This is a genomic window from Streptomyces sp. NBC_01803 (genome assembly GCF_035917415.1).
Classification (GTDB): domain Bacteria; phylum Actinomycetota; class Actinomycetes; order Streptomycetales; family Streptomycetaceae; genus Streptomyces.
The window spans coordinates 4,542,489-4,566,547 of the sequence record NZ_CP109073.1; the positions used below are offsets into that span (position 1 = coordinate 4,542,489).

Annotated in this window: 19 protein-coding genes, 2 tRNA genes and 1 pseudogene; 9 read left to right on the forward strand and 13 right to left on the reverse strand. The window is 68.9% G+C overall.

Annotated elements, in window-relative coordinates:
* Nucleotides 1-63 precede the first annotated feature (63 nt).
* The 3 genes from OIE51_RS20600 to OIE51_RS20610 all read right to left on the reverse strand — a co-directional run bounded on the left by OIE51_RS20600 (nucleotide 64) and on the right by OIE51_RS20610 (nucleotide 2,314).
* Nucleotides 64-261: an FxLD family lanthipeptide gene (locus tag OIE51_RS20600; protein WP_326599222.1), complete on the reverse strand. Its 198-nt coding sequence runs from the start codon at nucleotides 259-261 to the stop codon at nucleotides 64-66.
* 69 nt (nucleotides 262-330) lie between these two features.
* On the reverse strand, nucleotides 331-1,560 hold the full coding sequence (gene fxlM / locus OIE51_RS20605; protein WP_326599223.1) for a methyltransferase, FxLD system: 1,230 nt from the start codon (nucleotides 1,558-1,560) through the stop codon (nucleotides 331-333).
* Nucleotides 1,561-1,912: 352 nt separating this feature from the next.
* Entirely contained in the window at nucleotides 1,913-2,314 is a 402-nt protein-coding gene (locus OIE51_RS20610; RefSeq protein WP_326599224.1) for a hypothetical protein, read from the reverse strand.
* Nucleotides 2,315-2,888: 574 nt separating this feature from the next.
* Here OIE51_RS20610 and OIE51_RS20615 point away from each other — a divergent pair.
* Together OIE51_RS20615 and OIE51_RS20620 are read left to right on the forward strand one after the other, a co-directional pair.
* Entirely contained in the window at nucleotides 2,889-3,758 is an 870-nt protein-coding gene (locus tag OIE51_RS20615; RefSeq protein WP_326599225.1) for a helix-turn-helix domain-containing protein, read from the forward strand.
* Nucleotides 3,755-3,973, forward strand: a complete 219-nt coding sequence (locus OIE51_RS20620; protein ID WP_326599226.1) for a DUF397 domain-containing protein — start codon at nucleotides 3,755-3,757, stop codon at nucleotides 3,971-3,973. Before OIE51_RS20615 ends, OIE51_RS20620 begins: the two co-directional genes overlap by 4 nt.
* A gap of 367 nt (nucleotides 3,974-4,340) precedes the next feature.
* Here OIE51_RS20620 and OIE51_RS20625 read toward each other — a convergent pair whose 3' ends face one another.
* The 5 genes from OIE51_RS20625 to OIE51_RS20645 all read right to left on the reverse strand — a co-directional run bounded on the left by OIE51_RS20625 (nucleotide 4,341) and on the right by OIE51_RS20645 (nucleotide 12,536).
* Nucleotides 4,341-5,417 (reverse strand): Wadjet anti-phage system protein JetD domain-containing protein, encoded by a 1,077-nt coding sequence (locus tag OIE51_RS20625; RefSeq protein WP_326599227.1) that lies wholly within the window; start codon nucleotides 5,415-5,417, stop codon nucleotides 4,341-4,343.
* On the reverse strand, nucleotides 5,414-9,880 hold the full coding sequence (locus OIE51_RS20630) for a hypothetical protein (RefSeq protein ID WP_326599228.1): 4,467 nt from the start codon (nucleotides 9,878-9,880) through the stop codon (nucleotides 5,414-5,416). Before OIE51_RS20630 ends, OIE51_RS20625 begins: the two co-directional genes overlap by 4 nt.
* A gap of 27 nt (nucleotides 9,881-9,907) precedes the next feature.
* Entirely contained in the window at nucleotides 9,908-10,729 is an 822-nt protein-coding gene (locus OIE51_RS20635) for a hypothetical protein (RefSeq protein WP_326599229.1), read from the reverse strand.
* Nucleotides 10,726-12,282, reverse strand: a complete 1,557-nt coding sequence (locus tag OIE51_RS20640; protein WP_326599230.1) for a hypothetical protein — start codon at nucleotides 12,280-12,282, stop codon at nucleotides 10,726-10,728. Before OIE51_RS20640 ends, OIE51_RS20635 begins: the two co-directional genes overlap by 4 nt.
* Before the next feature lie 71 nt (nucleotides 12,283-12,353).
* Nucleotides 12,354-12,536: a hypothetical protein gene (locus OIE51_RS20645; protein WP_326600721.1), complete on the reverse strand. Its 183-nt coding sequence runs from the start codon at nucleotides 12,534-12,536 to the stop codon at nucleotides 12,354-12,356.
* A 651-nt stretch (nucleotides 12,537-13,187) separates the two neighbouring features.
* Between OIE51_RS20645 and OIE51_RS20650 the strand changes: the two are divergent.
* Nucleotides 13,188-14,714 (forward strand): annotated as a pseudogene (locus OIE51_RS20650) (site-specific integrase); the annotation flags it as partial.
* A gap of 95 nt (nucleotides 14,715-14,809) precedes the next feature.
* Here OIE51_RS20650 and OIE51_RS20655 read toward each other — a convergent pair.
* Both OIE51_RS20655 and OIE51_RS20660 read right to left on the reverse strand, forming a co-directional pair.
* Nucleotides 14,810-14,883 (reverse strand) — tRNA-Ile (locus tag OIE51_RS20655).
* 189 nt (nucleotides 14,884-15,072) lie between these two features.
* Nucleotides 15,073-15,145 (reverse strand) — tRNA-Asn (locus OIE51_RS20660).
* Nucleotides 15,146-15,310: 165 nt separating this feature from the next.
* Here OIE51_RS20660 and OIE51_RS20665 point away from each other — a divergent pair.
* From OIE51_RS20665 to OIE51_RS20675, 3 genes are all read left to right on the forward strand, one after another.
* Entirely contained in the window at nucleotides 15,311-15,616 is a 306-nt protein-coding gene (locus OIE51_RS20665; protein ID WP_326599231.1) for a hypothetical protein, read from the forward strand.
* Nucleotides 15,617-15,954: 338 nt separating this feature from the next.
* Nucleotides 15,955-16,809: an SMP-30/gluconolactonase/LRE family protein gene (locus OIE51_RS20670; protein ID WP_326599232.1), complete on the forward strand. Its 855-nt coding sequence runs from the start codon at nucleotides 15,955-15,957 to the stop codon at nucleotides 16,807-16,809.
* 442 nt (nucleotides 16,810-17,251) lie between these two features.
* The gene (locus tag OIE51_RS20675; RefSeq protein WP_326599233.1) at nucleotides 17,252-18,268 is read left to right on the forward strand and encodes an NADP-dependent oxidoreductase; all 1,017 of its coding nucleotides are present in this window, start codon (nucleotides 17,252-17,254) and stop codon (nucleotides 18,266-18,268) included.
* 267 nt (nucleotides 18,269-18,535) lie between these two features.
* Here OIE51_RS20675 and OIE51_RS20680 read toward each other — a convergent pair whose 3' ends face one another.
* A complete protein-coding gene (locus tag OIE51_RS20680; RefSeq protein ID WP_326599234.1) occupies nucleotides 18,536-19,423 on the reverse strand; it encodes an SGNH/GDSL hydrolase family protein in 888 nt (295 codons plus the stop codon).
* A 240-nt stretch (nucleotides 19,424-19,663) separates the two neighbouring features.
* On the opposite strand from OIE51_RS20680, the gene OIE51_RS20685 reads away from it, so the two are divergent.
* Both OIE51_RS20685 and OIE51_RS20690 read left to right on the forward strand, forming a co-directional pair.
* The gene (locus tag OIE51_RS20685; RefSeq protein ID WP_326599235.1) at nucleotides 19,664-20,158 is read left to right on the forward strand and encodes a DUF3145 domain-containing protein; all 495 of its coding nucleotides are present in this window, start codon (nucleotides 19,664-19,666) and stop codon (nucleotides 20,156-20,158) included.
* A 3-nt stretch (nucleotides 20,159-20,161) separates the two neighbouring features.
* A complete protein-coding gene (locus OIE51_RS20690) occupies nucleotides 20,162-21,058 on the forward strand; it encodes an NAD(P)-dependent oxidoreductase (RefSeq protein ID WP_326599236.1) in 897 nt (298 codons plus the stop codon).
* On the opposite strand, the gene OIE51_RS20695 is transcribed toward OIE51_RS20690, so the two are convergent.
* Nucleotides 21,016-21,654 (reverse strand): TetR/AcrR family transcriptional regulator, encoded by a 639-nt coding sequence (locus OIE51_RS20695; protein WP_326599237.1) that lies wholly within the window; start codon nucleotides 21,652-21,654, stop codon nucleotides 21,016-21,018. The genes OIE51_RS20690 and OIE51_RS20695 overlap by 43 nt on opposite strands.
* Nucleotides 21,655-21,699: 45 nt before the next feature.
* Between OIE51_RS20695 and OIE51_RS20700 the strand changes: the two genes are divergently transcribed.
* Nucleotides 21,700-22,641, forward strand: a complete 942-nt coding sequence (locus tag OIE51_RS20700; protein WP_326599238.1) for a beta-ketoacyl-ACP synthase III — start codon at nucleotides 21,700-21,702, stop codon at nucleotides 22,639-22,641.
* A 152-nt stretch (nucleotides 22,642-22,793) separates the two neighbouring features.
* Here OIE51_RS20700 and fabF read toward each other — a convergent pair whose 3' ends face one another.
* Nucleotides 22,794-24,056 carry a beta-ketoacyl-ACP synthase II gene (gene fabF / locus OIE51_RS20705; RefSeq protein WP_326599239.1) on the reverse strand — a complete coding sequence of 421 codons (1,263 nt, stop codon included), beginning with the start codon at nucleotides 24,054-24,056 and terminating at the stop codon, nucleotides 22,794-22,796.
* Between the last annotated feature and the right edge of the window lie 3 nt (nucleotides 24,057-24,059).

Below are 24,059 nucleotides of genomic sequence, written 5' to 3' on the forward strand. Positions count from 1 at the left end.
AAGTGCGGTGTCCGGCCTCAGCAGCGGCCGGACACCGCGGCTGTCGGAAATGCGGATGGCCCGCTACGGGCAGGTCGTCGAGCAGGCGGACTGGCAGGTCTGGCCGCAGCCGTCGTCGGTCATCTGAATGAGCCTGTCGGCCTCGGGACCGGACTCGACGATGGAGACATCCAGGTCCCAGCCGTCGAAGTCCTCCGCCTCATGGCCGGTTGCGGACGGGGCGACCGTGGTCGCCACGCCGTCAGTGGGGACAACAGACACGCGTTCCTCCTTGTGAGTTGGGTGGTGCTGGTTTCCCCGCGCCCGCGACGGTCTGCCGGGGCCGGGAGCCTAGAGCCAGGAGATCTCGACGGCGCCAAGCCGCTTGGCGATAACTCCTGGGGCCGGTTCAGCTGTGCCGGCGGGCATCGGCAGGTACCGGAGGAGGGCTGCACCGCGCCGCCGGTGATCGGACGCCCACCGGCGCAGCAAATCGGCGTACCGCTCCGCTACCGCTTGCGCGTCGGGGCCGTGAGCGAGAACGCCGCTCTCGAACCCGCCGGTCGCCGCGTTGGGCCGCTTGGTCCGGTACGCGATGCTGCCGCCGTCGACCAGCGCGGGCACGCCGCGAGTCACCGACAGAGCGAGGAGGCCCTGATCGACGACCTCCTGGCTGCCGTGCAGCATCACCATCTCGGGCGTACTGGCCGTCAGGAACAGCTCCAGCTCGTCGGGCAGGTCGAACGCCGCTCCAGACCACAGCTCCAGCTGCGGCGTCCGCACGGCGGCTGCCAGGGCCTCGATGTCGAAGTTTTGCTGCTGGTCGTCGACTCGCAGCGCGATGCCCTCATCGACCCGGACCAGCCGCTCGGTGTAGGCGCCGGCTCCCTGCATGGGCACGAAACCGCACAGGCGGTAGCTGTCGCTGACCAGCAGCCCCTCACCGTCCTGGTCGAAGGCGATGGAGCGGGTGAGCCCCCTCATGCGCAGCGGGACGACGATCCTGCCGCGCTCGGACAACTGTTCCCGCCATGCCGAGGGGATGTCCCACGCTCCTGCCGTGACCACGATCCGGTCATAGGGCGCGTGCGTGTCCACACCCGCGTCGGCATCGGCCAGCACCACCTCGACCTGGCCGTAGCCGGCCGCGTCCAGGCAGGTGCGGGCGCGCCCGACGATCTCCGCGTCGATGTCAACGGAGACCACCGTCCCGTCCTGGCCTACGAGTTCCGCGATGAGAGCCGCGTTGAAGCCCCCTGAGCCCACTTCGAGCACCCGCATGCCCGGCTCGATCCCGGCCTGTTCCAGCATCACCGCCTGGATGTGAGCGGCCGACAGGGAACTAAGAGCCGTGCCGTCCTGGTCACGCTTGATCACCAGCGCGCGGTCCGCGTCGTACACCTTCTCCAGCGGCTCGTCGATGGCGAACATGTGCCGCGACACAGCCGTGAAGGCAGCGGCCACGGGCTCGGATGTGATCGCGTCCAGGTTGCGGAGTTCCTTCACCATGGCAGCCCGCAACACGGCTGCTTCGTCGTCCGTCCTCGATGCGGTGGTGTTGTCGGCAGACGTGTTGATCACGCTAATCCCTCCATGGGACTTCGGAAGCGACGGTGGCATTCGGTCATGGGATTGAGGGCCTCTCTGGACAGCACATAGCGGGTAGGACGTACACGCGTGCGTTGGGGAGCGGTTTCCCCTCGATGGTGCACGGGGCGGACGCCGTGCTCGTCCTGACAGGACAGACGTCGGGACGGTGTCCACATGGAGGTCGCTCGATGCGATGGCGTCGTTGGCCAGTTCCTTGCTGTCCGCGCCGGAACGGAGCGCACCGGCGGGTCCAACGAGCGTTCACCGACCGCAGTGTAGTCATCCGCTCACACTCCATGGGCGGTTTTCTCGCCTCCCTCGCTTGTCCACTGAGTAAGCGCTCTCACGCACGACGAGGTGGTTCAGGCGGCTGCGTCGGACCGGAATCCCTCTCGTGTAGGGCGACCACGATGCGTTGGAGAACGCCAGTGTCCACGCGGGAACTGTCTGTGGCGACCTCGGCCGCCCGCTCGCACTCGGCTTGGCCCTGCTGAGGGTCCTCGCCCTCTCGTTCAGCCCGAACTCGTGCCTGGACAAACTGGGCCTGCTGGAACGCCTTGATCTGCGCCCCCAGGTCGGCCAGCGCCTTGGAAGAGAGGCGCAGCTCCAGCCGTTCCGGGGGACGGCGGCCAGACGGGTCGTGGACGATGCCGTCAACCACCAGCAGTACGTTGAGCTCTCGATGGTCATCGGCGGGCATGCCGTCCTCGCTGAGCAGGAGGACACGTAAGCCACGTTCAGGCATCTGCTCCTCCTTCGGCGAGTTCGAGTCTTGGCTCTGCTGTGGCGCCTGGCATGCCCTGTCAGCCAGGCGCCGCGATGGCGTTGCGGCTGGCTCAAGTCCGGGGGACGCGTCACGGGGAAGGTCATCCAACCTGTACGGAGTCGGCGGGCTGTGTGACGTCGGCCAGGTGTGTCCACCACGGTTCGCCACCGTCGAGCGGACGCAGGAGCACCTGCGTGGACCGAGCCGTCGGCCGATCGGTGTTCAGGTCACCCAGGTCGCCTCTGAAGAGTTGGGCGACGCCGATGCGGCGGGCGGCGGTGTCCCGTACAAGGACGCCGAGAGCGAGCCAGGAGGGGACGCCGCGAGGCGCCGGATCATGCAAAGGCATGGCCATGGTGGGCCTTCCTTGGGTTGGCCATGGGGGTACGAGGACGTCACCAACCAGCGATATGCGCTACTTGGCTGCGCGGCGTCTCCGTCTACGGCAGAATGCACCTCCAGGGGTCTCTACTTCAACCATGAAGTCGAACTTTCCAAGAAAGCAATCAGCAGTCTCTGGACTTGAAGAGTTTTGGGGTGTCAAACTCGCCGTATGGCCAACTACAAAGTCCTTCCAACCGTGCGAAGGCGGCGATTGGGCGACCAACTTCGCCGCTTCAGGAACGAAGCGAAGATGAGCGTGGAGGTCGCCGCGACGGCCATGGGCTGGGACCCGGCCAAGATCTCCAAGATCGAGAACGCCAAGGCGCGCATCCGTCCCGAGGACGTCGGGATGCTGCTGGAGAAGTACGGGATCACCGATCCCGAGGTGGCCACGGCCCTGAGCCGATTGGCGGCGGACGCGCAGAAGACCGGCTGGTGGCAGACGTACGGAGACGTTCCCGCCCATGCATACCGGGACTACATCAGCATCGAGGCCGACGCCGAGAGCGTGCGGACCTGTGCCCCAGCGATCATCCCGGGCCTGTTCCAGAACGGCGAGTACGCCCGGGAGATCATCACGGCCACGGCGATCACCAGGACACCGGAGGAGGTCGCCGCGCTGGTCGAGATCCGCAAGGCCAGGCAGTCGATTCTCACCCGACCGGAGAACCCGCTGAAGTTCTGGGCTGTCATCGGCGAGACGGCCCTGCACCAGCGGTTCGCCTCGCGTCCGCACCTGATGCGCAACCAGTTGTCGCACTTGCTGGACATGACCGAACTGCCGAACGTACGGATCCAGGTGATCCCCAGCGTGTCCGCCCCCACGTCGGCGATGCTCGGGCCCTTCACCCTCTTCCAGTTCCCCGCGCCGTGGCCGACCGTCGTCAGCACGGAGAACCTGCGGGGCACGCACTTCGTGGAGGATCCCGCCGAGGTGCAAATCTTCGAGGACGCGTTCGACCGCGTCGTCGTCGCAGCGCTCCCCGTGGACGAGTCCCGAGAGGCCATCAAGAAGATCATGGAAGGGGCAGACACGTGACCGACAAGTCCGAGCTGTACTCGATCGACCTGAGCAGTGCCCCCTGGCGCAAGTCGCCTTTCAGCGACGGGGGCGAGGGCTGCGTGGAGATGACCGACCTCCCCGGCGGAGGCGTCGCTATACGGGACTCCAAGAACCCCACACGGCCGGCGTTGTGCTACACCGCAGAGGAGTGGGAGGCCTTTCGCAAGGGTGTGATCAGCGGCGCGCTGTAAGCAGATGTCCAAGTAGGTTCCCCGGATACGAGGCCACTTCCCTGCGATCTTGACCACTCGGCGACCAACCGCGAGCCTATGCAGGTCACAGGCTCGCGCTGATCGCCATCCCGTAGGAAGTGGCCACGACACCCGGGAAATGACCACCTCTCCGACGCCGCCGCCACTGGGGTAACCCCAGGTCAGTGGAGGCCAATTGGCCATGAACCACGGGAACCTGAAGTCCAGCGCATAGCAGTGAGGCCGACTTCCCCCGATCGGCGTGGTGCCGCCGGTTCATCTGCAGGCGGCCGGGGTTGTCCTCAGACCTCGGGGCAATCTCCGCAGTGGCTGTATGGTGCGCGGCGTGTCGGCCGCCACGGTGGGTTCACGCTGACCAGTCCCGCCAACTCGCCTCCGTTTTCAGATCGTTACGGTTGAGGGCTTCCTGGGCAATGCGTTGGCCGGACACGAGAAGGTCTCGGGCCTGCTCTCTGCACGTGGCTGGCAGCCATGAAACCAACAGCCGAGCGCGTTGATCGTCGATGTATGCCGCCTTGGTTGCTCGGTTGCCGTACCGGTCCAGCAACGTGCGGTAGAGGCTGCTGGCCGGTTCGATGGGCGGGAGACCCTGTTGCACGGCGGTGGCGGAGGCGCGTGCTGGGATGGAGAGCCCGTCCGCGTCGAGATCGCCGTAGTAGAGGATGCGGCGGATGCTGGAGAGCTCACTGGCGGTGGCGATGGAGGCTTCGATAGCGCGCCCCGAGCCGAAGGCGAGGTATCCGATGGGGCCAGGGTCGGGGAGGAGCAGCCTCCGGAGCGTGCCGTAGGTGTCGCTGTTCTCGGCGACCAAGAGGGTGTGGCCGGCGCCGAGGCGACAGTGCGCGAGCGGCGGTGGTTCCCGGAAGGCGGCCAGTTGCTCCAGCGTCAGGCGCTCGGGGGCGAATAGGGACGTTGCAAGGAGTGTGTCGAGTCGCTTCTCGTCACCGAAGATCTCGTGTGAGCGCTCGCGCAGTGGAAGGGGTTCACAGGTTCGTGCGCGAGTGCCAATATCGCGGAACCACTGGTTGATCTGGCGCAGGGTGTCGATTTGAGTGGTCGTCAGTCGAGCTGTGTAGGCCCAGTTCAGTTCCGGCCGCCAGGATCCGCGCGCCGGTCGGAGCGCGTTGTCCCTTGGGGGGGCGGTGGGCGTGCGGATCCATTCTGGGAGCGCCGGGCGTCCGACGTCCCAATGCTTGGGGCTCTTGGGCAGCGCCAGCAGGCTGACTTCAGCCAGTTCTTCGAGGAGAGCGGCAAGGGAGGGGCGTGCGTGGCCGCTGCTGGCCAGACCTGGCAGTGCGGCGGCGAACGCTTCCATCACGGTGGCGCGTGGAACGGTAGTTCGTTGGGCATGTGCGGCGATGGCGGCGTTGAGCTGGGTCGCGCCGGGTGACAGCGAGATGGGGTCGTGTGGCGTGGTGATCATCCCGCCTGGTCCTCTTTGGTGTATGAGCGCGCGGAGCTGAGGTAGCCCGTCGGCACGGGGGCGTCCGGGTCGGGGCTGATGCGGGGGGCGGGGACGAGCGCTGCGCGGACCTGATCGCTGACGGTCACCAGGGACAGGCCGCTGCGGGCTTCGGCGTCGTTGCGCAGCTGGACGTGCATGGGGAAGCGGGTCATGACGCGGTGGTCGACGAGTCCGGTGGTGTAGATGAGCTGGATGCCGAGGGCTGCTGCCATTTCCAGCTGGATGTCCACCAGGTATTCGGCGTTAGCCCGACCGATGGGGTTGTCCAGCACGAGGAGTCCGCCGTTGCGGGTCCGGCTGCGGGGGCCGGGGGAGGTCCGCAGCGCGGCGAGGGTGCAGTAAAGGAGGATGGCGCCAGTGAGCTCCTGGCCGCCGGAGAACACCTTGGCCATCTTCTCGACGGGCACGTACTCGGTGCGTTGGGACGCGGTGGGCTTGAGAACCTTCACGGTGAATCCTCGTGGCACCGCCTTGTGGAGGCAGCGGAGGACGATGTCGATGCCCTTGAGGCTCTTGGCCTTGGGACGGGCGGCGAGGTGCTCGATGTTTTCGCGGATAAGGTTGGCCAGCATCGTCCGCTCGGTCCTGGGGTAGCGGATGGTCAGGAACTTCTGTTCGGACCACTTTCCGGTCCCTGCGGGGAATTTGGAGAACGTGCTGGCTTGTTCCAATTTGCGCAGGGCCTCGGAGACGTGGTTGACCAGGAGGGAGACGACGGTCTCGCGTGTCTTCTCGACGCCTTCCAGGTCGCTGGTCAGCGCGGATACCCGGCGGGCCATGCCGGTAGCCCAGTCTGCGGCGAGTGCGGGCAGCACGGTGCTGTCGAGGGCGGAGATCTGTTTCCGCAGGGGGATGTCGAGATGCTGGTAGGAGACGTCGCTGACCTTGTCCTTGAGTTCGCTGACCGCGTCTCGTAGTTGACGTTGCGAGGTGCTGCGCAGCCGTTGCGATTCGGCGTACTGGCTGATGTTTTCCTTTGCGGCGGCTTCGGCGGCTTCGACCGAGCCCCGGTACGCGGTCTCGGCTGGCACGATGTCGAGCGCCGCGGTATGGGAGTCGAGGCGGGCCAGTACCGGCTTGAGAGCCTCGATGTTCCTCGATGCGCGGCTCGCGGCGATCTCCGCTGTCGAGCGCGCCTTCTTGGCCGATCGCTCCGTCTCTTGAGCCGCGAGTAGCGCGTCGTGTGCGGCTGTCAGCAGGGGTTGGGCCTGATCGAGGTCGGTGGGTGTCCAGGCGGCGGCTGCCGTGTCGTCGAGCCAGCAGGCCCCGCTCGGCGGGCGGGCGCTCTCGATGTCTGCCTTCAGCAGTGCCGATCGCTCTTTGAGAAGGTTGAGTTGGCTGTCGGTGGAGGTGTGTGTGGCGTCCAGCTCGCGGCGGATGGCGTCGCGCTGAACGTCATCGTTGGCGCGAGGATCGTGGGTCAGTTGGTCGGCGCGTCCCCGCACGTCTTCCGCAACCTCGCCCCACTCCTGCTGACGGGCACTCAGATCCCTTTCAGCCTTCCTGGCCCGTTCCAGGAGGTCCTCGCCGACCTCCACCGCATGTAGGTCCGCCAGACCTTGGGAATGACGTTGCCGCAGCGTGGCCAGGGACGCTGTCGGAGGGCCCTGCAGGCCCTGAGTGTGATCGGCCTCTGGGCTGGCGGTGATGGCGTCGCGATCCCTGGCGTAGCCGCTGGCCTCCAGCTCGGCCGCCTCGATGGACCGTGCGCGGGCGAGATTGTCTTCATCGGCCTGCTGGCACTTGGTGTCCAGCTCCTCCCAAGCTCGACGCCGGTCGATATTGTGCTGTTTCAGCTCGTCGATGCGTTCTCGTGCGGTGTACGCCGCGGATTCGCGTGTGGCCAATCGGCCCAGGTCGTCTGCGATTCGCTGCGCTTCGGCGCTGTCGGCGAGGAGCTCCTCACGCTCGCTGTCCATCGTCGTGACGGCGGCGTCCAGTTCATCCGCATGGTTGTGGGTCTCCTTGGCTGTCGCTTCAGCCGCATCGGCATCTGCCACGCGTCGACGGAGGGTCTCCAGACGTGCCGCGACCGGAATTTCGGTGACACTGTCCAGCCAGCGCCGCGTGCTGCCGACGAGGGTCTGCGCGTCCTGCTGCCGTGAGGTGATCTCTTCCAGAACGGCCCTGCGTTCGGCCAGTCGCGCCTCGACGACTCGGCGCTCCTGCGCGGCGGCCTCCTCGTCGTGCATCGCGGGTGATGGTTCCACCACTATGCGATCGTGTCCGTCCGTGGACGGCGTGGACAGCATCCGTTCGCCGGTGCCCAGAGCGACTGCTGCGGTGGGCAGCGGACGGGCTTGTTGCAGGTACTGGCTCGCCTGGTCGAGCGCGGCGGCGTCGCTCACCACGATGCCACCCACGAGTTCCGGGTGGGTGGTGATGACCATCGCATGTTCGCTGGCGGCGACGTTGTCGCGTAGCCATTGCCAGCCCGGGTGGGCGATGACGCCGCGCTCGTCGAGCAGGGTGCACAACTGGTGTACGTGCTCGGCAGGGGGAAGGAGACCGTCGCTGGTGTCCAGGGCCTGGAGGAGGATGTCGTCGTCGCGGACCGCCATGGCCGCCTCAGTCACGGAGGCCGACAGTACCGTCAAGGCGCGACGCGCTGCCTCATCCAATCCGGTAATCCGGTCGGCCAGCCACTCCAGGACGCTCTCACGGGGAAGGTGGGCTGTGTCGATTTCCAGTAGTTCGGAGGTCAAGGGCTGGCGGCAGATAGCGGCCGCTTCGCCGGTCAGTTTCTCGATCTCTTGCTCCGCTGCGTCTGCCTTGCCGCGCGCGGCAGCGGCGTCCTTCTCCTGTTGAAGGAGTTTCGCGCGGGCGGCTGCCGCCTGTTTCCGTGCCCGCTCCAGCTGCTGCTTTGCCTCTTCGGCCAGCTGCTTGGTGTGCTGCGCTTGGTCGCCGGCTCGGGCGGCAGCGGAGGCCACGGTCTCCTGCGTCTGGACCAGACCGGCGCCCTGGGCCTGTTCCAGGGCGCCCTCGAAGTCCTGCACGCTGGTGTGGAGTGTCTGGATCTCGCCGAGAGCTAATCCGGAAGCTTCTCGCAGCGCGCCGGCACGCTTTCGCCAGGCGCTGAGGTCATCGCGAGCCTCGCGTGATGCTTCCGCAAGGTCAGTGACCCTCTTGCGCGCTTCCGTCTCCGCAGCGCGGTAACCAGCCCGTAGCTCCGCGGCGGCGGCATCCGCGGCGAGAAGGTACGGGGCGGCGGCCTGCTCAGCATCCCTCAGGATGGTCTGCGCACTGCCGTGCGCGCTGCGGGCGGCTGCGTAGCGCAGTGCCATCGGAACGCTGCGCCAGGCATCGCGTTCCAGCTGCGTTGTGCGCCGCTGCTCACGCAGGAGTTCGTGCTTGTTCGTGACGGAATCCAGTTCAAGGTTGAGTTTCGCCAGCCGGACATGCCTTACGGTCCGCTCCGCAACATTCATGGCGCGCTGTGCGCCGGTGTGGTCGTTCACCGCCGTGCGCAGCGCCTCCGTGCTCTGCTCCAGATCCGTTGTGAGCTGCCGGGACCAGGCCAGTAGCTCCGCTGCCAACCGGATCAGGCGGTGCTCGGCAGCATCGGCGGTCGTGAGACATGTCTGGTGCTTGCTGTGTGCCTGGGCCACCTGTTCGCAACAGTCCTGCATGGCCCGGGCAAATTCCCGCTCTTCGCGCCACGTTCCGTACTGACCGATGACGTTCGCATAAGCGGCAAACAGCTGGCCGACCTCGACGTAGTCCTTGTCATCACTCGCCGTCTTCAAAAGCCAGTCGACAAAGCCGTCGGCGCTGGAGGTCGTGAAAGCATCTGCCGCACCGCTTTCGGTCTGGTTCATGCGGCGCTGCACATCGAGGAGTTCGGGCTGCAGGCCGAGGCCGCGCTGATGGTCCTCCCACCGTTCCTGGGTATCGAAGGAGTGGAGTTCGAGGGCATCGTGGCGCGATTTGAGGTCCTGGATCTCGGTCTCGAACTCGTCAAAGGGCAGCCAGTGGCCGTCGCGGTGGAAGGGCAGGGAATCGGCCGTGAGCGCGGCGCCGGGCAGGAAGCTGTAGAACAGGCGCTTCAGTCTGTCATCGCTACCGGGGGCCAGGGTCTGTGCGGTGACCAGCAGACGCCCCGTACGCGCTTGGGACCATTCCAGGATCACGTGCGAGGGCTGTGCCGTGGAGGCCACGAAGCTGCGCAGTGTCTCCACGTCCTGATGGCGGTACGGGACGGTGGTCGACATGATCGCGGTCATCAGTACACCCTTGCCGCCGCCGTTCTGCAGGATCACCAAGCTGGCCGGTGAGGGCCGCTCACTCACGTGGCCCGGCGCCGGGATCAGGGAGGCCGTGGGAACAGCGGCGCCGGCGCCGGACAGATCGAGATCGACGTTCTCGTACCTGGCATCCTGCGGGCCGAAGTTCCGCAGCAGAATCCGGTTCAGCTCGTACATGCGCGGAGATTCCTTCCGGTCCGTGGGTCAGGTAAGGCGGTCGAAGGCGTGCGGCTCCGGCGCCGGGAGCGCGTCTTCGGAACCTCCGTGGGCCGCGGGCGGCGGCGCACCATGGCTGTCCTTGGGCATTGCGGCGATTCCCATGGAGGCGAGTTCTTCCAGCATGTCGCCCGCCGCGAGATCGCGGACTTGAAGCCGGTATTTGACGTGAGTGGTGTAGGTGCCCCCGTCCTCTTCATTCAGCCAGCGCAGGAACCCGTACGCGACCAGATGCTTGATCGCGCGCTCGACCAGCCGCTGGGTGGCCCCGTGCGGCGTGTGGTCGCCCTTGGTTTTCCCTGTGGCGTTACGCCGGAGATACGCTCTCCACAGGGCTTCCAGGCCCGGCTTCCCCGCCGGCGGGTCGGTGTCCACACCCGATTCATCCAGGCGGCGTTCGATGTCTCGGGCGTGGGCCCGTACCAGCTCGTCCACCCTGGCCACAGATACCCGCCCCACGTGCTCGTCGTTGTCGAGGTCCTCCGGCCGAGGAAAGGCCAGCGAGGCGATCGTCAACTGGGCGAGCAAGTACAGCGGCCGGTCGGCGGGTGCACTGACCAATTCGGCGGGCGAGATCGCGAACTCGCTTTCCGGTGTGGTGCCCAGGACAAGCCCGGACCGGTGGTCTACGTCCAGGACCGTGAGATCGAATCCCTTCGCGACCATGCGGACCATGTGCGCGAAGGCGGGATCGACGTCGAAGCGCTGCACGAGCTTGTGGTAGTCGCGCGAATGGGCGGGCACCCTGCCCCGGCCCATCGCGAACGCGACCATCCTCGCCGCATCCGCGACGTCTTCTGCGTGGTTCATGCGCCCTTCCGCTCCGTTCCGCTCTCTGGGCTTGCGGCGTGGGGCCCTGGTGGATCGGGAATGCCGAACCAGCGGTCGTCGCCGGATGCACGGAGTGCTGCTGGACTGGCCTGTGTCTTCATGAGGAGGAAATCGCAGCCGCCGAAGTCCTCGTCGTCCAGCTCAATGCCGTCGTCGACGGCAAGGACGGTAGGCATCCCGCTCACCAGTTGGGATACAGGTACCTCCCGGAACAGCTGGCCTACCCGAAGGACCAGCAGTCGGTCGGTGTCGGTTTCCTCCACGGTCTCCGACTGCGACTCCCGTGTCTGCTGCAGTAAGGCGGACAGTCGTACACCATGCTCTGGCACACCCTCCAGGAGCGCGTCCACGGCCGCCTCCTGGGCAGGCGAGAACCGCTCCCCCTGCGCGGCATCGTTGCCGTCAAGGTCCGTACGCACGGGAACTGGCGCCAACTGAGGTTGCTCGCTGACCCTGGCCAGCCCCTCGAAGAAGTCCGGCAGGTACAGCACATGAGGCCGTTTGGGTCCCAACACAGCGCGGGTAAAGGCCGATAGAGCACCGATTGCGTCGTCAAGCGGAAGGTCCAGGACCGGAAGTAGTAGCTGCTGCTCCAGGTGCACCCGCATGTGGATTGCTGGCGCCACGAACACCTGCCGGTCCTGCTGGAGACGGAACTCTGTACCGACATGCAGCAGCATCTCGGTGAGCGACGCGTGACGCCGCAGGCAGTCCCCGATCAGTCGTTGGAGATCCTCCAACTGCCGCCGCTTGTCGGCATCGTCGCAGGCCGCCAGCAGTTCACTCACGTGCTCCTGCAATATCCCCTCGGCCTCAGAGCGCGACCTGACGTGCTCCCTGGCCATCTCGACCGATTCCTCGACCTGCCCTGCCCAGTCGACCGTCCGGACGTTCCGCTTCATGCCGTCGATTCGCTCACGCAGATCCTTGGAGTAGCGAATGCTCTGCAGCCGTGCCTCATGAGCCACCCTCCAGGCGTCGCCGATTCGTGCTCGCTTCAGCAGTGCTTCCAGCTTGGCTTCAGCCGCGATCTGCGCCGACGCGATGTCCACATCGATGGCGTGCACGAGCACATTGATGGCCGCGTCGGTCACCGTCAGGGCCGCTTGACCTGCTTTATCCGGTACTTCTCGGAATATCTGGAACGGGAAGTCGACGGGCGCGAAGCGCCCGTCGACTAAGCCACCGATCACATCCGAGAAGCCCCTGCTGCGGTCCTCGATGTTGATCAGACGCTCCGTCACCCACCGGGCGACTTCCCGGTGCTCAGTTTCCGGGCGGGTCGGTTGCTGAATTGCTGCGAATCCTGCGACCTCCTCAACCACGACATCCTGCCGCACGGCCGTTTCAGAATCCGTTCGCAGCGTCACGATATCGATGGCCGCCAGAGCTAATTCCGTGAGTAGATATTTCTCCCAGCCCCGCTCCGCCTTGACCTTGCTCCTGTCGAGAGCCAGCAGCGGCCGGACGACCGCCAGAGCCTTCATGCGCGCGGTCAGGCCCTCGTAGACTCCGCTCGGATCACCGAACACCAGGCAGGCTCTCCTTCCAACTGGGTCGTATCCGCAACTCGATCGACGCTAACGCACGGGTCTGACAAGCGTCAGAAAATCAAACACGCGAACGAAAGGATTCGGGCGCTGTAGTGTGCGATGACCGACTTGCTGACGGCTGGTTCACCCGGTAGCACGACGAACCCGTGATCTCGCAGTGCCTGCGCGGCCTTGCGGTAGGCGCCAGTCACCACGAATGTCGCCATCTGGTCGCGGGCGGAGCCCAGCAGCACCAATGCCTGACCGTAGGCGTGGCAAGCTCTACGTCCTCAGCCGCCCAACAGCGACGCGGCGCACGCCACGTGACCCCAGCGATCACCACCTGGTCCCGCACGGCCGGCCCAGGCGCTCCGCGATCCGCCGGTGCCCCACCCAGCCGCCGCCGACTCCAGCCCAGCCCCGACCAGCTCGACCGGGTCAGCCCCGCTTGGCGCAGCGTATCTGGCCGCCTGCGCCCACCTCACGCATATGCGCAGCCGATACCCCACTCGTACACGAAACGTCCCGAGCTGATGCATCACGTTCAGCAGGCCGCCAGGGTCTCACGCGTTGAAACATCCTGGCTCCTCAGGGGCTGCGTACTGCTCGCTGCCTTGAGTAGGCATCCCGACCGGTACATCGGTCCAGGCGAGGAAGGTAATCGGCCGTCTGCGGGGGAACCCGTACGCGTAAGCGAGATAGGTGCGGGGAGCTCCCAGGTCGGTTACGTTTTGTCACATCGCCAGCGGTTAGAGTCACGAGGCGCGAAGTAACGGATGGGCGGCGGTTGCTACACCGACGGCGTTCCGAGGTGGCCCTCTGTGTCCGGGGCGTATCTCAACGCACTGCACGATGGATGGCGCTGCCTGGCCGACGGCGACCCGATCTTGGCAGAGGGAGGACAGATGAAGGGCTCGGTTTTCCGGAGATGCCACTGCCGCGATCCCGAGACGAGTAGGCCGCTGGGCAGTATGTGCCCGAAGCTCAAACAGAGCAGCCACGGCACTTACTCGATACGCCAGGAACTGCCGCCACGGGAGGGCGGCAAGCGGCGGTCCTTCACTCGTGGCGGCTACGACACGGCGAAGCAGGCGCAATCTGACCTTGATCGCGTACGCACATTGCTGAACCTGGAGGACGACGATCACGAGGCTCGCTCCCAGATCACGGAACTCCTCGGGAGCGTCGCGAAGCATCGGGAGCCGCTGCCGGATCCCGAGGAAACCCGCCGCCGACTCGGCACGGGCCAGACTCTCACGTCCCGCATCACGGTCGGTGAGTGGCTCGACACCTGGTTCGCCTCGAAGAGAAGGATCCGTACGACCACGAAAAGCGGCTACCGCACGCACATCAGCATTCATCTCAAGCCCCACATTGGGCACATCCGGCTCGACCGACTCAATCTCCGCCATCTCATTCAGATGTTCGACGCAATCGCCGACGAGAACGAGGTGATCACGGCCGAGAATCGGGCCCGGCGTGAGCAACTCGCGCGCTGCACATGGGGGAGGAACAGCAGACCGTCGGCCGAGGCCAGCGCACGCCTGAGCGAGGAGCGCGCGAGGCTGGCCGCGATGAAGCCGTTCCGGAGGCTCACCGGGCCCGCGACCTGCCAGAGCGTCCGCCGCACGCTGCGGGCAGCGCTGAACGCTGCCATCGCGCAGCAGTTGATCACCTTCAACCCAGCGCAACATGTCGAGCTGGAGTCCGGCCGGCGGCCCAGGCCGCTGCTGTGGACCGACGAGCGGGTGAAGCGGTGGCGGGAGACGGGTGAGATCCCGGGAGCGGTCATGGTGTGGACACCCGAGCAGTTCGGTGCGTTCCTCGACGAGGCGGTGGACGAGCGGCTCTACTCCTTCTTCCACCTGGTCGGCTTCCGGGGGTTGCGGCGCGGCGAGGCGGTCGGCCAGGAGTGGACCGACATCGATTTCGACGCCGGCCTGATCACCCCCGTGAAGGAGATTGTGGTCGACAACTGGGAGCCCTACGAGTCGTCTCCGAAGACGGACGGCAGCGCGAACCCGATCGCCCTCGACAGCCTGAACGTGGTCGTTCTGCAGGCGCATCGGGCGCGGCAGGAGGAAGTGCGGCGCGCGCTGGGTGACGCCTGGCAGGACTCCGGGAAGGTGTTCACCCGGGAGGACGGGAGCCCCCTGCATCCGGAGATGGTGAGCGAGGCCTTCCGCCGCATCTGCGCCCGCACCGACCTCCCCCCGATCACTCTGCGCGACCTGCGGCACGTCTCGGCCACCCTCCAGCACGGCGGGGGCGGCGACATGCACACGATCAAGGAGACGTTGCGGCACTCCACGATCGTCCTGACCTCGGACACCTATACCAGCCTGCTGCCGACGGTCGGCAGGGAGGTCGCCGAGGCCGCCACGCGGCTGGTCCCGAGAGCCACCGCGACACCCGCCGAGAAGGACCGCTCCCGCTTCGCTCCCGCACGGGGACGCGAGGCGCGCGGGCGAAAGTTGGCCAAGTGGCAAAGCCGCAGGTCAAAGCTTGTGTATCGGTGGTCTGAGGGTGGGGCGGGTGGGACTCGAACCCACGGCCGACGGATTATGAGTCCGTTGCTCTAACCGGCTGAGCTACCGCCCCGTAGCGGCGTGCCGCGCACATCTGTGCGCGCCGTCTGCCGCAGCATAGCTGCTCATACGATCTGCCGCCCGGGTCGGGGGCGGTCGTACGCAGGGAGGGACTTCCGGCACGGGGTGATCGGTTCCCGGTGTTCGGGAAGAGATGCGTGGCAACGGGAAAAGGGCCCCGGACGGGGCCCTTCGGGTGATGCTCCCCCGACTGGACTCGAACCAGTAACCTGCCGGTTAACAGCCGGCTGCTCTGCCAATTGAGCTACAGGGGACTGCTCCGCCCGGGTCCGCTTCCCGAATCCGGGGGCGTGACCGAGCCGCGGCCCATAGATTAGCGCATGTAAGGGGGTGCTTCGAAATCGGTATCCGGGCTACCCGGTTACTGAAGGCGCTCACGAGCCAGTGGATGATCGGAAGAGCGAGAAGGGGAGCATCCCATGCGCAAGCTCATGTTCATGTCAGGAGTCGCGGTGGGCTACGTGCTCGGTGCGCGGGCCGGGCGGGAGCGGTACGAGCGGCTCCGCGCGACGGCGGACAAGCTGATGACCAACCCGGCGGTGCGCAACACCGTGGACTCCGCGGCCCAGTCCGGCCGGCAGGCCGCGACTTGGGCGGCGGGCGCGGTGGCGGACCGGGCCGGTGACCGGCTGCCCGGTCCGGTGACCAGCAAGCTGCGCGCGGTCGGCGGCCACGAGGACGGCGACGCGCCGGATGTGGAGAGCGACGGGCGCGCCGCGCTGTGACGTTCGGCGTCGTGCCCATTGCCTGCCGGACGGCGGGCTGACTAGCGTAGTGTTCGGCATCCCGGCCACGGCCGGGATGCCGAACGTTTCAGTGGCGTGGATGCAGGCACGGGACGCCGTGTGTCCGCGCGACGTGCTGGGCGACCGGTATCCCAGGGGGGACTTGCTCGCCATGACGCCGGGCCCATCACCTTCGCCGCGGGGCGCGCCGAGCGCCCGCTGCGGTTGTCCGGGCGGCTGGGTCGGCGTCGCCGGACGAGCTGACGACCATCACAGAGACCGCGGGTCCACGGGAGATCCGCGGCGGCCCGGGAGAGGGCCGGAAAGAAGGGGAGAGCGTGGGGCACGGGTTGGAGATCGCGGTACGGGCGCGGGCCTTGATCGGGGAGGGGCCGACGTGGGACCCGGAGGCGGGACGGCTGATCTGGGTGGACATCCTCTCCTCGCGGGTGCATCTCCTCGACACGTCCACCGGTCGGCGCACCATCCTGGCGACGATCCAGCACGTCGGAGCCGCCAAGCCGCGGGCGGCCGGCGGATTCGTGGTCAACCTCAGGGACGGCGTGGGCCTCTACGACGCCGAGGGCGCGTTCCGCTGGTTGCGGCGCGAGACCGTTCCCGAGCGCCGGGGCAACGACGCCGCCGTGGGGCCGGACGGCACCCTGTGGGTGGGCACCATGCGGTATGACGAACGGCGGGGCGGCGGAACGTTAACCCGGGTCCTCCCGGACGGCACCGCCGTGACCGTCGTGCCCGACGCCACCGTGAGCAACGGAGTGGGCTGGAGCCCGGACGGCACCTCCATGTACTACATCGACACCCCCACCCACCGCGTCGACGTCTTCACCGTCACGGGCGACGGGGGAGTGGTGGACCGCAGGACGCTGGTCGACGTCGGCGATGTGGCCGGCGCGCCCGACGGGTTGACCGTGGACGCGGACGGCTGCGTGTGGGTGGCGTTCTTCGACGGCCACTCCGTGCGCCGCTACACGCCTGAGGGGAAGCTGGACCGGACCGTCGAGGTCCCGGCGTCCCGTCCCACGGCCTGCGCGTTCGGCGGCCCCGGCCTCAACGACCTCTTCATCACCACGGCGAGCAACGGCACCGACCCGGCCGTCGAGCCGCTGGCCGGCTCGGTCCTGGTCCTCCCGGACGCCGGCCAGGGACTGCCGCAGCCCGCTTTCGCCGGATAGCACGGCGCGCGGGCCGCGACCGGCGGCCACGGCACGGCCTCCGGGCAGACGCACGAGTGGCGGCGCGTCGCGAGCCCGTCCGCCGGCTCCAACTCGCTCGGCGGGGCGCACGGCGACGAATCCTCCGTCACCTCCCGGTCGTGCCGGTCGTGCCCGTCGTCCTGGTCGTGCCCGCCGGAGCCCGTGGGCGCGGGCGACGGGTCGGTGCCGGGCGGCGGGGACGGCGGCTCCGGGAGGGAGGAGGCGCGGCCGGTCAGGAGGGCCGCGCGGGTGAGCAGGACCGCGAGCGCCGTGAGCCGGTGGGACACGCGGGAACCCTCTGGTCAGGGTGGCGGCGTCGGTCCGGGGCAGCGTACGCCGCTTGTCCGGACCCGAATTCGCGGGGCCGGACCGGCGGGCACATGATGGGCTCAGCGCATCGCGACCCCCACAGGAGGCTCCCGTGTCCCTGCCCGCCACCTCCCGCGAATGGCACCTCGTCGCCCGGCCCAAGGGCTGGCCGCGTCCCGAGGACTTCGCGCTGCGCGAGGCACCCGTGACCGCTCCGGAGAAGGGCCGGATCCTCGTGCGGAACCTCTACCTGTCCGTCGACCCCTATATGCGCGGCCGGATGAACGACGTGAAGTCGTACACCCCGCCCTACCAGCTCGACCAGCCCATGGAGGGCGGCGCGGTCGGCGTCGTCGTGGAGTCGGCGTCCGAGGACTTCACGCCGGGCGACCACGTGCTGCACGGGCTCGGCTGGCGCGAGTACGCGACGGTGGACGCGCGGCACGCCGCCCGGGTCTCGCCCGAGCTGGCGCCGTTGAGCACCTACCTCGGCGTGCTCGGGATGACCGGGCTGACCGCGTACGCCGGGCTGCTGGAGGTCGGGAAGCTCCGTGAGGGCGACGCCGTCTTCGTGTCCGGCGCGGCCGGCGCGGTCGGCGGTGTCGTGGGGCAGATGGCCCGGCTCAAGGGCGCGAGCCGCGTCATCGGCAGCGCGGGCTCGGCGGACAAGGTGCGGCTGCTGATCGAGGAGTACGGCTTCGACGCCGCGTTCAACTACAAGGACGCGCCGGTCGCCGAGCAGCTCGCCAAGGCCGCCCCGGACGGCATCGACCTCTACTTCGACAACGTCGGCGGCGACCACCTGGAGGCCGCGCTCGACGCCTTGAACGTGCACGGCCGGGCCGTGATCTGCGGCATGATCGCGCTCTACAACGCCACCGAGCCGACGCCCGCGCCGCGCAACCTCCACCTCATCATCGGCAAGCGGCTGCGGCTGGAGGGCGTGCTCGTCTCGGATCACTACGGGCTCCAGCAGCGGTTTGTCGAGGAGGTGTCGGGCTGGGTCCGCTCGGGCCAGCTCGCCTACCGCGAGACCGTGGTGGCGGGGGTCGAGAACACCCTGGACGCCTTCCTCGGCATGCTGCGCGGCGAGAACATCGGCAAGATGATCGTCAGCCTGGCCGACTGAGGACCGACGTCGGCCGGCCGCGGCGGTCACGCCGCCGTGGCCGGCTGGAGCCGCTCGTCACGCCGCCACGGCCGGGGGCATGCCTTCCGCATCGGCCGCCGTCTCCCTCGGCCGCCGTCTCCTGGCCGTTCGTCTCCTCCGGGGCATGCCGAGGAGGCGGTTGAGCAGGTCGGCGAAGGGATCGCGGGACGAACCGAAGAGGGGCATCGGCACGTTCTTATCAGAGCGACCAGGGATCCCCCTCGCACATCGGGGTGATCCGGGCGGTCAGTCGGTGGCCGCGGTGATCCGGTCGTACGCAAGCGCCGCCAGCTCGGACTGGCCCTCGCGGCTGGGGTGGAACCAGTCCCAGTCGCTCAGGTGGTGTGAGGTGAAGGCGTAGTCGAAGACCGCGCCGTCGTCGTACCGGCACAGCGGGTCCTCGGCGCAGACCTCCTCCAGCGCCGCGTTGTACTCCCGCACGCGCGTGTCCACCGCCGCGCGGCGCTCGGCCGCCCCGGCGGAGTCGTCGCCCGCGCCGTCCAGCAGCGAGGGGCAGATGTCGGCGAGCCCCCACACGGCGCGGGCCATCGAGGAGTCGCTGCCCTCGGTCCACAGGCGCAGCAGGTCCGGCACGCTCGACACGTACACCTCGGTCTCGGGCAGCTCCGCGCGGATCACGGCGAGCGCCTCCCGGAAGTCCGCCTCGAAGCCGGCCGGGGTCGTCATCGACGCGATGTCCTCCGCGCAGGCGTCGTTGGCGCCGATCAGCACGGTCACCAACTCGGGGGAGTGGGCGACCGCCCGGCGGGCCTGGGCGGGGAGGTCGGCGACCGTGGCACCGGTCTCCGCGAGATTCCAGGTGTGGGCGGCGACGCTCTCCGGATCGCCCAGCAACTGCCGGGCCAGGCTGTCCACCTCGGCGTCGGTGCCGGTCGCCCAGGACGCCTCCGGGCAGTCGGACAGGATGGAACAGGCGTCAAACGCGCGGGTGATGGAGTCGCCTATGGCGGCCATCGACGCCGGGCTGGTGTCCCACGCTGGGGTGACCTCTGCCGACGGGACCGGGTCGGCTGTCTCGTCCGGCCCCGAAGAAGTGGTAGATGAGGAGGTGCACGCGGCCAGCGCGGCGACGGCAGCGATCGGCAGGGCGAGGGTGCGGCGGCTGACCGGCATTCAGGTTCCTCGGTGTCCTTGGCGTCACGAAGCGGGGCGGTAGCTTGGATTCCGGCAGTGGGCGGGCCCGACGTGCGCCCTCAGCAAGACTAAAAGATGACCTGACGGCACAAGTCGTCCTCTTTGTCGTAAAAGGTATGTAATGGTGTTTGCTGTTCGTGCGCGTTTCGGGGTCATTGGGGGCGCCTTGAGGATCGCGACGGGCGCAAGGTTGACAAGAGTGTGAGACTGGAGGTCCCGATGACGACACGTGGTGTTCTGTATGTGCACTCCGCCCCGCGTGCGCTGTGTCCGCACATCGAATGGGCCGTGGCCGGAGTGCTCGGCGCCCGTGTCAGTCTCGACTGGACCAGACAGCCGGCCTCCCCCGGCACGTGGCGGGCGGAGTTCTCCTGGCAGGGCGAGGCCGCCACCGCCTCCAAGCTCGCCTCCGCGCTGCGCGGCTGGCATCTGCTGCGCTTCGAGGTGACCTGCGAGCCGTCCGCCGCCACCGAGGGCGAGCGCTTCAGCTGCACGCCCGGGCTCGGCATCTACCACGCGGTCACCGGGATGCACGGCGACATCATGATCCCCGAGGACCGGCTGCGCGCCGCCGCCGCCCGCGCCGCGCGCGGCGAGAGCGACCTGCACGTCGAGATCACCAAGCTGCTCGGCAAGCCGTGGGACGACGAGTTGGAGCCGTTCCGGCACGCGGGCGAGGGTGCTCCGGTCCGCTGGCTCCATCAGGTGGTGTGAGCCGTGGCCGCTGAACGCACCCCCTCGGTCGCGGTCCTGGGCACCGGCATCATGGGCGCCGCCATGGCGCGGAACCTGTGCCGGGCCGGGCTCGACGTCCGCGTGTGGAACCGCACCCGGGCCAGGTCCGAGCCCCTGGCCGCCGACGGGGCGCGCGTCGCCGACAGCCCCGCCGGGGCCGTGGACGGCGCGGACATCCTGCTCACCATGCTCTTCGACGCGGACGCGACGCTCGAAGCCGTCCGCGCCGCCGCCCCGGCGCTGCGTCCCGGCCTGCTGTGGCTCCAGTGCGCGACGGCCGGGCTGGACGCCCTGGAGCCGCTGACCGCCGTCGCCGCCGAGCACCGCCTCGTCTTCGTGGACGCCCCGATGCTGGGCACCAAACAGCCTGCCGATGCTGGGCAGTTGACCGTTCTGGCCGCCGGTCCCGAGGAGGCGCGCGGCCCGGCCGCGCCGGTGCTCGACGCGATCGGCGCCCGCACCGTCTGGGTCGGGGAGGTGCCGGGCGCCGCCTCCCGGCTGAAGCTGGTCTGCAACAGCTGGGTGCTGGCCGTCACCCACGGCACCGCCGAGGCGCTCGCCCTCGCCCATGGACTCGGCGTCGATCCGCAGGACTTCCTGGACGCGATCGAGGGCGGCGGGCTGGACATGGGCTATCTGCGCGCCAAGGCCGCCGTCATCCGGTCGGGGGAGCTGGCACCGAGCTTCTCGGTGGACACGGCGGAGAAGGACGCCCGGCTGATCGTCGCGGCGGGCGAGGCGGCGGGCGTCCGCCTCGACGTGGCGGCGGCCGGGGCCGAACGGTTCCACCGCGCGTCCGAGCTCGGTCACGGTGGCGACGACATGGCGGCCTCGTACTACGCGAGCTTCCCCGACGACACGGCGTCCAACGGGAGTTGAACGCCCAGCAGCCGGTCCACCGCGCGCACCGCACGGGTGGCGGCCCGGGTGTCGCCGTATAGCTGGATCGTGTGATTCAGGCTCATCATCACGCCGAGCAACTCGAAGACGAACTGCTCGGTGTCGGTGTCCCCCGGCAGCTCGCCCGCCGCGACGGCCGCGCGGACATCGGCGCCCAGCCGCCGGTTCCAGGCGTGGAACTGGCGGCGCAGCAGCACACGGACCGGGCCGCCGCGGCCGTCGTACTCGAAGGTCGAGCTGACGAAGAGGCAGCCGCCCGGGAACACCCCGCGCACCAGATACGAGATCCACGCCACGCACACCGCGCGCAGCCGGGGCAGGCCGGATCCGACGCCCGCGGCGGGCCGCCAGACCTCGCGGTCGAAGATCACGGCGGCTCGCTCCAGCGTGGCGAGCTGGAGCGCTTCCTTGGTGCCGAAGTGGCCCAGCAGCCCGGACTTGCTGAGGCTCAGGTCCGCCGCGAGCCGGCCGATGGTCAGCCCTTCCAGGCCCTCGACCGAGGCGACATCCACGCAACGCTCGATGATCCGCTCGCGCGTGCCGCGCGCCTGCGCGGCGGAATGACGGGGGCTCATGGGCCCCACTATAGAGTCCGAACGGTCGGTCGCTATTCTTCCCCCATGACGCGCATCTCCGCCCTGGGGCACTACCAGCCCGAGCATGTGATGACCAACGACGACCTCGCCGAGCTGGTCGACACCAACGACGAGTGGATCAGGCAGCGGACGGGCATCGCCGCCCGCCGCATCGCGCGGGACGAGTCGGTCACCGACCTCGCCGCCGGGGCGGCCGGGAAGGCGCTGGCGGCGGCCGGGGTCGACCCCGCCGACATCGGCCAGGTCATCGTCGCCACGTGCAGCGCCCGCGACCGCGTGCCGTCGATCGCCGCCCGCGTCGCCGGCCGGCTCGGGGTCCCCGCCGCCGTCACGTTCGACCTCAACAACGGCTGCGCCGGCTTTACCACCGCCCTGGCCACCGCCGATCACACGGTGCGCGCCGGGGCCGCCCGGCACGCCCTGGTCATCGGCGCCGAGAAGATGTCCGACGTCACCGACTGGACCGACCGCTCCACCTGCGTGCTGCTCGGCGACGGCGCGGGCGCGGCCGTGGTGAGCGCCTCCGAGCCGGGCGAGGCGGACGGTATCGGGCCGGTGGTGTGGGGCTCGGACCCGACGCGGCGGGACGTCGTGCGGCTGCGGGACGAGTGGCGGCCGATGTTCTCCCAGGACGGCCAGACCGTCTTCCGCTGGGCCACCACCGCGCTCGCGCCGTACGCCCGCGAGGCGTGCGAGCGGGCCGGGATCTCCACTCGCGAGCTGGGCGGGATCGTCACCCACCAGGCGAACCTGCGGATCGTGGAATCCCTCGTCCGCCAGCTCGACGCGCCGCGGGCGGTCGTCGCGCAGGACGTGATCGGCTCGGGGAACACCTCGGCCGCCTCCGTTCCGCTGGCGCTGGCCAAGCTGGTCGAGCGGCGCGAGATCCCGGTCGGCGCGCCCGTGCTGCTCTTCGCCTTCGGCGGCGGGCTGTCCTGGGCCGGTCAGGTCGTGCGCTGCCCCTGAGCGGAGGCCCGCGACACGACGCAACGGTCCGCCCCGGCTTCCCGGAGCGGACCGTTGCGTTGTCAGCGGTGGGGCGTTGTCAGCGGTGGGGCGTTGTCAACGCCGGGCCGTCGTCAACGGTCGAGCCGTCGTCAACGGCCGGGCCGCGAGGGTCAGAGCGTGCGGAAGGCGAGCACCACGTTGTGGCCGCCGAACCCGAAGGAGTTGTTGATCGCGGCGATGGTGCCGGACGGCAGCTCGCGCGGGGTGTCACGGACGACATCGGCGTCCACCTCGGGGTCCAGCTCGTCCACGTTGATCGTGGGCGGAGCCACGCGGTGGTGCAGCGCCAGCACCGTGGCGACCGACTCCACGCCGCCCGCGCCGCCCAGCAGATGGCCGGTCATGGACTTGGTCGCGGAGACCGCGATGTGGTCCACGTCGTCGCCCAGCACCTTGCGCAGCGCCTTGATCTCCGCGATGTCGCCCTGCGGGGTCGAGGTGGCGTGCGCGTTGAGGTGCGTGATCTGCGCGGGCTTGAGGTCCGAGCTGTCCATCAGATTCTGCAGGGCCGCCGCGATGCCGCGCCCGGAGGGCTCCGGCTGCGCGATGTGGTGGGCGTCGGAGGACAGCCCCTGGCCCAGCAGCTCGCAGTAGACACGGGCGCCGCGCCGCGCCGCGTGCTCGGCGGACTCCAGCACCACCACGCCCGCGCCCTCGCCGAGGACGAAGCCGTCGCGGGCCGTGTCGTACGGGCGGGAGGCCCGCTGGGGGTCGTCGTTGTTCTTGGACATCGCCATCATGTTGGCGAAGGCCGCGATGGGCAGCGGGTGGACGCATGCCTCCGTGCCGCCCGCGATCACCACGTCGGCTCGGCCGGTGCGGATCATCTCCGCGCCGTAGCCGACGGCCTCGGCGCCCGAGGCACAGGCGCTGACCGGCGTGTGCACGCCCGCCTGCGCGCCGAACTCCAGACCGACGTTGGCCGCCGGGCTGTTCGGCATCAGCATGGGGACCGTGTGGGGGGAGACGGGCCGCGCGCCCCGCTCCTTGAGGATGTCGTACTGGGCCAGCAGCGTCGTGACGCCGCCGATGCCGGACGCGATGACCGCGCCGAGGCGGTCGGGGCGCACGGCCTCGTCATCGCCCGCGCGCGCGGCGAACCCCGCGTCGCCCCACGCCTCCCTGGACGCGATCAGCGCCAACTGGGCGGTGCGGTCCAGGCGTCGGGCCTGCGGCCTGGGCAGCACCCCGGCGGGGTCGACGGCGACGGTGGCCGCGAAGCGGACCGGCAGATCGGCCGCCCACTCCACGGTCAGCGGTCGCACACCGGACCGGCCGGCGATGAGGCCCTCCCAGGTCGATGCGCTGTCGCCACCCAGCGGTGTGGTTGCGCCGACACCGGTGACAACCACCGTTCGATTGGTCGCGTTCACAGG

Bases quoted from the DNA above. Each gene is read 5' to 3' on its own strand.
- OIE51_RS20610 (WP_326599224.1), bottom strand. From the start codon at position 2,314: ATGCCTGAACGTGGCTTACGTGTCCTCCTGCTCAGCGAGGACGGCATG.
- OIE51_RS20615 (WP_326599225.1), top strand. From the start codon at position 2,889: ATGGCCAACTACAAAGTCCTTCCAACCGTGCGAAGGCGGCGATTGGGC.
- OIE51_RS20625 (WP_326599227.1), bottom strand. From the start codon at position 5,417: ATGATCACCACGCCACACGACCCCATCTCGCTGTCACCCGGCGCGACC.
- OIE51_RS20630 (WP_326599228.1), bottom strand. From the start codon at position 9,880: ATGTACGAGCTGAACCGGATTCTGCTGCGGAACTTCGGCCCGCAGGAT.
- OIE51_RS20635 (WP_326599229.1), bottom strand. From the start codon at position 10,729: ATGAACCACGCAGAAGACGTCGCGGATGCGGCGAGGATGGTCGCGTTC.
- OIE51_RS20665 (WP_326599231.1), top strand. From the start codon at position 15,311: ATGCGCAAGCTCATGTTCATGTCAGGAGTCGCGGTGGGCTACGTGCTC.
- OIE51_RS20680 (WP_326599234.1), bottom strand. From the start codon at position 19,423: ATGCCGGTCAGCCGCCGCACCCTCGCCCTGCCGATCGCTGCCGTCGCC.
- OIE51_RS20685 (WP_326599235.1), top strand. From the start codon at position 19,664: ATGACGACACGTGGTGTTCTGTATGTGCACTCCGCCCCGCGTGCGCTG.
- OIE51_RS20695 (WP_326599237.1), bottom strand. From the start codon at position 21,654: ATGAGCCCCCGTCATTCCGCCGCGCAGGCGCGCGGCACGCGCGAGCGG.
- OIE51_RS20700 (WP_326599238.1), top strand. From the start codon at position 21,700: ATGACGCGCATCTCCGCCCTGGGGCACTACCAGCCCGAGCATGTGATG.